This is a genomic window from Oceanobacillus caeni, assembly GCF_042678465.1.
GTDB lineage: Bacteria > Bacillota > Bacilli > Bacillales > Amphibacillaceae > Oceanobacillus > Oceanobacillus caeni.
Genome location: NZ_JBHTKV010000028.1, coordinates 25,916 through 36,337, shown reverse-complemented (window position 1 = coordinate 36,337; position 10,422 = coordinate 25,916). Strand labels below are relative to the sequence as shown.

14 protein-coding genes are annotated in these 10,422 nt (G+C 32.2%); 7 read left to right on the top strand and 7 right to left on the bottom strand.

Going from position 1 to position 10,422, the window contains the following annotated elements; genetic code table 11:
- The first annotated feature begins 177 nt into the window (after positions 1–177).
- From rpmG to ACFQ18_RS15300, 6 genes are all read left to right on the top strand, one after another.
- Positions 178–327, top strand: a complete 150-nt coding sequence (rpmG, locus tag ACFQ18_RS15325; RefSeq protein WP_026681152.1) for a 50S ribosomal protein L33 — start codon at positions 178–180, stop codon at positions 325–327.
- Between the two features lie 141 nt (positions 328–468).
- Positions 469–657 carry a hypothetical protein gene (locus ACFQ18_RS15320; protein WP_047183824.1) on the top strand — a complete coding sequence of 63 codons (189 nt, stop codon included), beginning with the start codon at positions 469–471 and terminating at the stop codon, positions 655–657.
- Positions 658–780: 123 nt separating this feature from the next.
- The gene (locus ACFQ18_RS15315; protein ID WP_204798576.1) at positions 781–2,319 is read left to right on the top strand and encodes a rhomboid family intramembrane serine protease; all 1,539 of its coding nucleotides are present in this window, start codon (positions 781–783) and stop codon (positions 2,317–2,319) included.
- A 221-nt stretch (positions 2,320–2,540) separates the two neighbouring features.
- Entirely contained in the window at positions 2,541–2,732 is a 192-nt protein-coding gene (locus tag ACFQ18_RS15310) for a YqgQ family protein (protein WP_047183826.1), read from the top strand.
- A gap of 15 nt (positions 2,733–2,747) precedes the next feature.
- Positions 2,748–3,716 carry an ROK family glucokinase gene (locus ACFQ18_RS15305; RefSeq protein ID WP_204798575.1) on the top strand — a complete coding sequence of 323 codons (969 nt, stop codon included), beginning with the start codon at positions 2,748–2,750 and terminating at the stop codon, positions 3,714–3,716.
- A gap of 253 nt (positions 3,717–3,969) precedes the next feature.
- Complete coding sequence (locus ACFQ18_RS15300; protein WP_379566685.1) at positions 3,970–5,859, top strand: LTA synthase family protein; 1,890 nt, start codon at positions 3,970–3,972, stop codon at positions 5,857–5,859.
- A 295-nt stretch (positions 5,860–6,154) separates the two neighbouring features.
- Here the strand turns inward: ACFQ18_RS15300 and ACFQ18_RS15295 are convergent, their stop codons facing one another.
- Positions 6,155–6,328, bottom strand: a complete 174-nt coding sequence (locus ACFQ18_RS15295; RefSeq protein ID WP_083452615.1) for a DUF2759 family protein — start codon at positions 6,326–6,328, stop codon at positions 6,155–6,157.
- Between the two features lie 175 nt (positions 6,329–6,503).
- Between ACFQ18_RS15295 and ACFQ18_RS15290 the strand changes: the two genes are divergently transcribed.
- A complete protein-coding gene (locus ACFQ18_RS15290; protein WP_060669004.1) occupies positions 6,504–7,133 on the top strand; it encodes an MBL fold metallo-hydrolase in 630 nt (209 codons plus the stop codon).
- Between the two features lie 340 nt (positions 7,134–7,473).
- Here the strand turns inward: ACFQ18_RS15290 and ACFQ18_RS15285 are convergent, their stop codons facing one another.
- The 6 genes from ACFQ18_RS15285 to comGC form a co-directional block, all read right to left on the bottom strand.
- On the bottom strand, positions 7,474–7,716 hold the full coding sequence (locus ACFQ18_RS15285) for a DUF2626 domain-containing protein (RefSeq protein ID WP_047183830.1): 243 nt from the start codon (positions 7,714–7,716) through the stop codon (positions 7,474–7,476).
- A gap of 75 nt (positions 7,717–7,791) precedes the next feature.
- Positions 7,792–8,484: a helix-turn-helix transcriptional regulator gene (locus tag ACFQ18_RS15280; protein WP_047183831.1), complete on the bottom strand. Its 693-nt coding sequence runs from the start codon at positions 8,482–8,484 to the stop codon at positions 7,792–7,794.
- Positions 8,485–8,885: 401 nt separating this feature from the next.
- The gene (comGF, locus tag ACFQ18_RS15275; protein WP_157851554.1) at positions 8,886–9,389 is read right to left on the bottom strand and encodes a competence type IV pilus minor pilin ComGF; all 504 of its coding nucleotides are present in this window, start codon (positions 9,387–9,389) and stop codon (positions 8,886–8,888) included.
- A complete protein-coding gene (locus tag ACFQ18_RS15270) occupies positions 9,352–9,693 on the bottom strand; it encodes a type II secretion system protein (RefSeq protein WP_047183832.1) in 342 nt (113 codons plus the stop codon). The genes comGF and ACFQ18_RS15270 overlap by 38 nt, the downstream gene beginning before the upstream one ends.
- Positions 9,680–10,126: a competence type IV pilus minor pilin ComGD gene (comGD, locus tag ACFQ18_RS15265; protein WP_047183833.1), complete on the bottom strand. Its 447-nt coding sequence runs from the start codon at positions 10,124–10,126 to the stop codon at positions 9,680–9,682. Before comGD ends, ACFQ18_RS15270 begins: the two co-directional genes overlap by 14 nt.
- The gene (gene comGC / locus ACFQ18_RS15260; RefSeq protein WP_047183834.1) at positions 10,107–10,415 is read right to left on the bottom strand and encodes a competence type IV pilus major pilin ComGC; all 309 of its coding nucleotides are present in this window, start codon (positions 10,413–10,415) and stop codon (positions 10,107–10,109) included. Before comGC ends, comGD begins: the two co-directional genes overlap by 20 nt.
- Positions 10,416–10,422: the final 7 nt, after the last annotated feature.

The following is a 10,422-nucleotide window of genomic DNA, read 5'->3' as shown; positions in this document are numbered from 1 at the left end:
CCGAAAAAGTGTACAAAAATAGAGTGCCGGAAATATTGGTGTGAAAGACACACCGAGAAAAACTTGACACATACATTTTAAATTTCATTCTTGATTGTAAGCAGAAACTCTGATATTATTATTAAAGTCTAAACGAAATGTTCATTTTTCTAGTTTTTATAGTTTGGAGGGAAAAACATGCGCGTAAACATTACTTTAGCTTGTACTGAAACAGGTGATCGTAATTATATTACAACAAAAAACAAACGTACAAATCCTGAGCGTATTGAGCTTATGAAATATTGTCCACGTCTTAAAAAACACACTTTACATCGTGAAACAAAATAATGGATAAAAATCCCTTGTCTATACGGACAGGGGATTTTTAATTTATTCCACCGAAACGGGCAAGTCCTCTTTATATGATAATGTATAAATACCTTCTCATTTCAAAAACTAATCAAAATATGAGTAAAAGAAGGTGTGAATATGAAAGGAATAACCTCGCTAGTTTCTTTATTTATCGCGATCTATTATGTTTATAAAAATCGATATCGAATTTTTAATTTTATTATGAAAGTGAACTTCTTACGTAAATATGCAGTACGAATCTCCATGAGTATTCCAAATTTACGTTATAAACTTTTGCCAAGTATATTTGATATGGAAAGCGAATAATAAAAAAAACGTTTGGGAAAAGAAGTTGCTTTTTGTTGCAGCTTCTTTTTTTGCAGAAAAAAAGGCCAAGTTTTCTAATCGTAAATACAACTGTTATGATATAAGGGAAAGGAAGGTGAATAAATGGACACGAATGATTCGTACATAATGCATACTATCGCATCCAAGTTAGTTAATCGAGAAGGTTATGAAGTAATACATATTAACCCAAAGGAAATTTGGTTAGAACAATATAAAAATAAACATTCCAATATCGTTAGACTGACTTTAAATGGGTACGATTGGAAAAATCATTTAAAAAAGGATATTTTTATCGTCTTACAAAAAGTTAGTAAAATGAAACGTCTCTTTAAAGGTAGGAAAATGACATTATTTAATGTATATATTTCTTCTCAGTATCCAATAGATAGTTGGGAATATCTAAAGAAGCCAATTCAGCTAAAAGATAAAAACTTCATACAACAGAAGATGTTTTACATACATAAAGAAGATAAGGAACAAGAAATATTAAGACTCCAACATTCTATTGACACGGATTCTTTTGAAATAAATGATAAACTACCGGATTCAGAGAAAGAAAAGCAAATTCATATTAATCGAGAACAACTAATAAATAAACGGAAAAGTAAACAAGAAAAGGTTGAAAAAGTTTTTTCTTATGGAAAGCCATTTTTCACATATGTTTTCATTATCATTAATTTATTGATGTTCTTTTTCCTTGAAGTAAAAGGAGGGAGTACTAATACGGATACTTTATTACAATACGGCGCTAAATATAATCCCGGTATGATAGAAGATAATCAATGGTGGCGTATACTTAGTTCGATGTTCATTCACATTGGCTTCTTTCATTTATTAATGAATGTAATGGCCATTTATTATTTAGGAATATTAGTAGAGAAAATGTATGGGCGGTGGCGATTTTTATTTATATACTTACTATCGGGAATTGGAGGAGGACTTGCAAGCTTTGCATTTTCTGTCAACATTTCTGCAGGGGCCTCAGGGGCGATATTTGGATTATTTGGAGCGCTATTATTTTTCGGTTTTATTTATAGGGAAATATTTTTTCAAACATTTGGATTGAATGTACTGCTAATTCTAGCCATTAATCTTATACTTGGCTTTGTTGTTCAACAAATTGACATGGCCGCTCACATAGGTGGGCTAGTTGCTGGATTCATTGCATCTGCTATTATATTTCTTCCAAAAAAGAAAAAAATAGTTATTCAATTATTTGCTGCCCTTGTTTATGCAATAAGTTTATTATACTTGGTTAATTTCGGGATTCACAATAACCTTAATAAACAAGAGTTTCATTTAATGATGCTGGAAGAATCCCTTTCGGATAAAGAATATGAAAAGGTTGTAAAAATTGCTAACGATGCATTACATGCAAAAGGAAATTCAGAAGCGATTATTTATTTTCAAAGATCTTACGCCTTTATTAAACTTAACCAAACAAATGAGGCAATCGCAGATCTTGAAAAAAGTGTTCGTTATGAACCCTTACCTGAAGCCTATTATAATTTAGCATACCTTTATTATGAAATAGGTGATGAAGAGAAAGCAAAGGAGAATGTTATTGAAGCTTACACAAGAAATCCGGAAAATAAGGATTTTATAAGATTATATGAAGAAATAACGGGGGAATCTTTGTAAATACACTATTCATTTAAGTATAGAAAATGATAATAAATTTAAACTAAATCTATCATTATTCATTATGATCCTATAACGAAAATGTAAATTATATTAATAAAAGATCAGCGGCAGGTGAGTGTGACTAACCATCAGTGGGGGATGAAGAAAAACCCCCATTGATGGAAGTCTTCTTTATATTACTTATTAAATTTGATATAATTAAAAATGGTGATTAATAAGTGAAAACAGTATTTGATGTCCAACAATTATTGAAGAGATTCCACACTTTCATTTACACTGGCGACCGTATAGGTGATTTAGAACTAATGGAAATGGAAGTTGTAGATCTTCATAAATTGGAATTTATCTCTAACGAAGATTATATACAAGCAAGGCTTATTTTGAAAAAAGAGAAGTCAAGACTTACTTAGATAAAGGAGAAACAAATGGGGAAAATTTTGGTCGGGGTAGATATCGGTGGTACTACTATTAAGTTAGGTTTTATTAATTTAAAAGGTACGATTATAGAGAAATGGGAAATACCAACAAATACCGCTAACAATGGTAGTGCGATTGTAGATGATATTTGGAAATCCATTCATGATAAAGTTGAAAAAAATAACAGTAATGGAATATATGGAATTGGAGTAGGTGCTCCAGGTTTTATTGATGTGAAGTCAGGATATGTTTCGGAAGCGGTTAATATTGGTTGGAAAGGAATGGATTTAAAACAGCAATTAGAAAAGAGATCTAATTTACCTGTATTTGTTCAAAATGATGCAAATATTGCAGCTTTAGGGGAATATTGGATTGGTGCAGGGCAAGGTTCTTTAAATATGATTGCAGTTACACTTGGCACTGGAGTCGGCGGCGGAATTATTGTAAATGGTTCAATTTTAAATGGAGAAAATGGGATGGCTGGAGAAATTGGTCATATAAAAGTTGAACCAGAAGGTGTTCATTGTAATTGCGGTGGTAACGGATGTTTGGAAACTATTTGCTCTGCTACAGGAATAAAACGACAAGGAATGGATTCCATTTTAACCAATCCCAATTCAAATTTAGCTCAGTATTACAGAGACCAGGGAGTAATCACTGCAAAAGATGTTATCGATTTTGCCAAGTCGGGCGATGAAACATGTGTTGAAATAATTGATTACACCTGTGACGTTTTAGGTAAAGCTTTGGCAAACATCGGAACAGTAATTAATCCTTCTAAGATAATTTTTGGTGGTGGTGTTTCAAAAGCAGGGGAGTTCCTATTAGGAAAAATAGACAAGGCTTTTCGAAAATATGCAATTCCGAAATTACATCAAATTTGTGAATTAAAAATAGCCCATCTTGGAAATGATGCCGGTATTCTCGGTGGAGCATTTTTAGTTAAACAAAGTTTAGAAGAGGAAAAATTCAACTAGTAGTGCATTAAACCTCTAAAATAATTGTTTACATACAACCTTCCATATCGTTACATATAAATATTAAGAAATTGTAAAAATACTGAAACCTTTTTTTATTTTTATCGTCATATAATATAACGATAATTAGAAAATTAGGCATACTATTAGGTCGGGTGATACCTAAGTTGGACTCAATTTGAAAAGAGTTTTATCCTTTTCTAATTGCTTGAAATGACGAATTTAATGTGGAATGGTCTAGGGGGTAATATCTTTGAATGAAAAAAGACCGAGAATACCGTTATATATAACTGCTAGTTTATTATTTGGTATAAAAACATATATTGTTTACCGATTTATGTTTAATATTGAACTCGATAATTCAATGCAGGAATTTATATTATTTATCAATCCGTTTGTTTCTGCATTTGTAATGTTTGCCATTTCTGTTTGGTTTAATAAACCATCTAGACAAATGAAATATATTCGGTATACAGGATTTATAGCGTCTTTTATTGTTTTCGCAAATCTTGTATTCTATCGACAATTCACAGATTTTATAACAATTCCGCAATTATTTATGGGAAGTAATATGGCCGATTTAGGTTCTAGTATTTTAACATTAATAAAACCGTACGATTTCTTATTATTTATTGACACAGTTCTAATTTGGGTGTGGAGTAAACGAAAAGAAGAGTTCGTTAAAGTCTCTTATCAAAAAAGATGGAAAGTATTTGTGCTATCTTTGTCCTTGCTGTTATTAGCGGGAAACTTCCTACTTGCAGAAATGGAAAGACCACAATTATTTACTCGAGGCTTTGACCGTGAATATTTGGTTAAAAACATTGGATTGTTTAACTACCATATTTATGATATTGTGCAGCATTCCAAAGCAGAATCCCAAAGGGTTTTCGCTGATGGTAATGAGTTAAATGATATTAAGTCTTTTATAGATGATAATGTGCGAATAAACGAGAAATCGAATATGTTTGGAGCGGCAGAAGGGAAAAATGTCATTTGGATTAATGCTGAATCTCTTCAATCTTTTGTAATTAAAAATGAACTGAACGGAGAAGAAGTTACGCCGTTTCTAAATAGTTTAATAGAAGATGAAGATACGTATTATTTCGAAAACTTTTACGAGCAAACAGGACAAGGAAAAACCTCGGATTCTGAATTCTTAGTAGAAAATTCCATGTACCCTCTATCTAGAGGGGCTGTATTCTTTACACACAGTACTAACGAATATCATGCTACTCCTGAAATTATTAAAGATGAAGGTTATAATTCAGCTGTATTACATGCCAATAGTGGAAGCTTCTGGAATAGATTTCAAATGTACTACAGTATAGGTTTTGATCATTTTTATGATGAAAACTCTTATGAAATTAATCCGGATAACTCAGTTGGATGGGGACTAAAAGATAAACCATTCTTTGAGCAATCCATTAAACATTTACAATCCATGGATAAACCATTTTATGCTAAATTAATTACATTAACAAACCATTTTCCTTTTGAATTAGGTGAAGAGGATCGTTCGATTGAACCATATCATTCTAATTCAAATACACTTAATAACTATTTTCCGGCCGTTAGGTATATGGATGAAGCAATTGAGGAATTTTTTACACTGCTTGAGTCTACCGATCTCTACGAAAATTCAATAATAGTCATTATGGGGGATCACATAGGAATAAGTGCAAACCATAATAAAGCAATGAGTATGTATTTAGACAAGGAAGAAATAACCCCGTATGATCAAGTTCAATTACAAAGAGTTCCACTACTTATCCATATTCCGGGGGATGGAAACGGAAAAACGATATCAACCGTGTCTGGACAAATTGATATTAAACCAACGATTTTAAGTCTTCTTGGAATAGATACAAAAAATGATATTTATTTCGGAAATGACTTATTTGCTAAAAATAGGAAGAGTTACATTGCTTTACGCAACGGTGATTTTATAAGCAATGAATTTATTTTTACTGCAGGTACTTGTTACAATCGTGAAACGGGTGAGATAATAGAAGAAGATACGAATAAAGGTATAGAAAAAGTAAGTAGTTGTAACGAAATTAGAAATAATGTTGAAACAGAGTTACAGCATTCAGATGATTTGATTTATGGAGATCTACTTCGATTTTATGATTTTGACTGATTTTATCCCACCTAAGCAGGCAGTAGGACTCCCATTTCAGGCTTCAGAAACAAAGAAGGTGGGAGGGAGATCAACTACCCGTAAAGGTCTGATATGAACGACTAACCATCAGTGGGGATGAAGGAAAACCTCTACTGATGGAGGTCTTCTTTATGAAAATACGTGTAGAAAAAAGCTGCTTTATAAAAAGCAGCTTTTTTCAATGAATAAGAAGGTTATTAAATTTCAGCCTATTATACTTTTCTTTGGAAAGGACACGTCCGCGAAGCGCTAGAGGGCGCTTACACCTCTGTTCTTACCCGGCTAATTCGGAGATAATCGTTGCGATAGAAAAGAAACCAAATACTAACGCAGCAAGAGCGGAAAAGATTAGCGCGAACGCATTTTTATATTTCAGTTGGCGTACAACTGAGACTACCGCTAATAAGGCAACTAGAAGACATATTATTCCAAATACAATGTGTGACATTTTTTAAATACCCCCTTTTGCTAATTCTCCCTAATAGATAACCTTTGATTTGGGAATTACATTTATATTATTATGTAATTAAATATACATATTCATTTTATAGTAATATATGGATTTTGTCGAGGTATATACATGTTTTTACATATATATAAATTTATTTATTTGGAGGTATATCATGGAGGTTTTAACTTTATCTCTTGGACCTTTAGGAACAAATTGTTACATTATCATCTCTGCGGGAGAAGCACTTATTATTGATCCGGGTGGAGAAGCAAGTAAAGTAATAGAGATGTTAACAAGTAAAAATGCAACACCTAAAGCAATCCTATTAACTCATGCACATTTTGATCACATTGGTGCAGTGGAAGATTTAAGAAACCATTATAACATTGAAGTGTACTTACATGAAAATGAAAGGGATTGGTTACTAGATCCTCAATTAAATGGTTCATTTAAATTTGTTGGAAATGAGATTAAAACAGAAAAACCAGAACATTATTTATCTGAAGGGAATTTAACTATTTCGTCATTTATTTTTGAAGTAAGACATACACCAGGACATTCACCGGGAAGTGTAAGTTTTGTATTTGAAAAGGAACAATGGGTTTTCGGTGGAGACGTGTTATTCTACGGTGGTGTTGGACGAACTGATCTTTTAGGAGGGGACATGTCACAACTTATTCAATCGATTCAAAATAAATTTTATAGCCTTCCTGATGACTTTACTGTTTATCCAGGTCATGGACCTAAAACTTCTATTTTATTCGAGAAGAGTAATAATCCTTTTGTTCCATACCGCGTGTAAAGAGGATGTTTAAAAGGTCCGGTAAAAGTGATATTTCAAATATTTTCGTTCGTGCTAGCGGAACTTCCTAAAGCCGCCTGCGTCCTGTGGGTAACGTAGAAGTCAGCACATCCTGTACAGGTCCGTTCCTCATGTATTAACTGCATATGTTTCAGTACCGGAAGCATCGTCGCTTCGAGCTACCATGCGAAGGAAACGAATTAAAGGAAGGTCGACTAAAAATAGACTTTACGATCTTAGCCGACCTCAGTTCTTTTTATTCGGCTTTTTGAACACGCACATAAATGGAAAAATAAAAATCCTACACGAATAAAGTGTAGGATTTTTTCTGGCGCTCATTCTAGTGTCCGAACCCTGGTACTAGTATAAATTCGGAATACCACGTAAAGCCAATCATAAATACGGTACAATACGCTCCGAATAGGTACATATACATTCTTTCAGACAATCTTAAATAACCCAATGTAAGGAAAAACACCGTTTGAACGAGGAATAATAGCGCCGTTCCAACCATATCACCAACATAGAACATGACTGTGAATATACCTGTCCAAAAGGCAAGAACACGGAACATACGATCCATGCGATTTCCCCCCTTTTAAGATAACGTTATCAAACAATATTATAAACAAGATTTTCCATCTTGTAAATGAATCTGTTAATAATTTGCTAGTAAATTTGCAGAATAGGAACAACTATCACAACGATGGGCGAACATGTTTTCTTCCTCTATCAACTCAACTTCCGTAAATAATACTTCTAACATTCCTTTTATGAAGGCATAATGCATATCACAAATTAAAGGTTGATTTTTTGCTGCTAATTCTCCAAAAGGGCAGTTATTTACTTGAAATTTTATCGTATGCTTTTCTTCGTTGCAAAAGAAATTGGAATAGAGTCCCATCATAGTGGAGGCTTCTTCAAGAATGTTCAACTTTTGTTCCGTAGATAAATTTTTTGCATGAACACCATCCATAATATTCTTTCCATATTTTTCACCGATCGTATATAAGGTTTTTCTACCGATATCTCCCATTTCTGCTAAAGAATCGATAAGAATGGAGGAGAGGAGTTTATAGTCACGGTATGGAAAATTTAATTCAATAACTTTATTTGATAAGAAATAAACTTTATTTGGTCTACCACCTTTTCCAGTTTTTTTGGAATAGGATGTTACTAATTGAATGTCTTCTAATTTCGAAAGGTGTAGTCTGGCCACATTTGGATGAATATCGAATTCACCTGCAATTTCCGCAACGTTGACTTCCTTATGTTTTTTAAGCATATATTGATAAATATTGTAACGAGTCGGATCACTAAGTATACTTGTTACCTTTAGTGTTTGGTTCATGTTAAACACCTCACAATTTTTATATACTATTATTATAGTTGAAATATTATTATAGATGGGTAAACTAAATAAAATGTAATAAAATATACATAAGTAAAGAAAAAAAGGTCCTTTACGATTGAGTATCTACTATATTGGCAGTATAAGAAAAGGTGTATTTAAATTCTAATTCTTTAGTTGTGATGATGTATACAAAATCATATAGGTTTTCGGATTCTTCTGTTATGTGAATAATCACCTTTCCATCAGGGAAATCATATTGAACAGTTGAGGGAATAGTCGAATTTGTTGACAATATTTCTTGATTGAATTTCATTTGACTCATTTGAAATAATGTTTCGATACGAATATGTTCTAGATAATGGTCAGTGAGATATAGATCATTGCGATAAAGCAGAATACTAGATGTAATCATTATAAAAACTAGACTTACCACAAATAGTACGTAAGGTAACATGAACCCGTTTTGGTTTCTGGTAAAAGACAATAACCTTTTCATAAGTCTCTCCTAATGTATTTCTTATCCTTAATCGAATTCCATAGGGATTTGAATCCATTGATAATTTCTCAATATTTTGTAACAATATTTCATGCCCTTTTCTGTCAACTTGCCTGCGGATGAGGCTACCGTATTGTTCAATAAGAATTTCGGAATCATGTTGAATTAGTTTTAATTTATTTCCTTCTATCTTGATATCATTAGAAGAGATTACTTCATCTCTTATGAACTGAAAAAACTGTTGTGTTGATAGTTCGTTATGATTGGATGATAAGTGACTTGTTGATTGAAGTAAATAAGCGAACATCGGTAAGGTCATACTTACTATAGCTAGTGCAAAAAACATCGAAATATATGAGAATCCTTTTTCACTTTTTAGCCAGTCCTTCCAAACAAAACGTTTCATTTGTTTTTCTTGCATTTTCCCATTGTGCACATCCTTTAATGAACTTATTTTCTTCTGTGAAAGTGTATTGGACTATTCTTCCATTATAATTTCGTTTTGAAAAAGTGTTTGGTAACGATTTATTGTTCCAAATAAAGGGCTGTAATTCATCATGTAATTCGTATGCAATCGACCGTCGATCACTTAGAACTGTTTCTTCTTTTTTAATTTGTGTAATGATTGGCACAAATACCATTACTAAAATCATAAAAATTCCTGTTGCGATTAAAATTTCAATTAATGTAAATCCGTTAATTTTCGACAATATTCATTCTCCCTTTTCCTAGTGGAAAGACTAAATGATAAGTTGATTGATTTGTTCTTATTACTATTATTTTTCTGTTCACAATCGTTCCTGATGTTTTAAAAATAATATTATTATTTTCCCTAGTATCGATAGTAACCCCTTCAGGATAATATCGATTCAATATAACTTCTTCACCTTTTCTTAAGTTATAATGATCTTTAAAAAAGGTAATACGAACAAAATCTTCCGTAGTGGTTGAAAGATTTTGTAAATATAAAACATCTGATTCAAGAACCGTTAAAAATTGTTGATCTTGAATATTTTTTAAGCTAGGTACCTTGATGATTGGGCTAATTAGAACCATTATGGAAACTATTGCTAACACAAAAAGAAGCTCGATTAAAGTAAAACCATTCTTTTTAGTCTTTTGATCAATTACCGATTTTAACATTATTATTTCCATCTAATACTAGACTTTTTCCGTTTGGACATTTGGTTTGATCATTCGTTATATACCCTTTACTTTTTAAATCATTAATACTAGTCGGATAATCATTATTCTCTAGATAGTACGCATCTACTTGTCCTTGTACTAATGATTTTAAAGCGTCACATCCTTTTTCATTTACTTCTGCACTTCTTCCACCTAAATTGGGAACGATAAGAATGATCAACACAGAAATTATCAACAAAACAATTAGCATTTCTACTAGTGTAAATCCACGATTATTATTAAACATTTGAAAC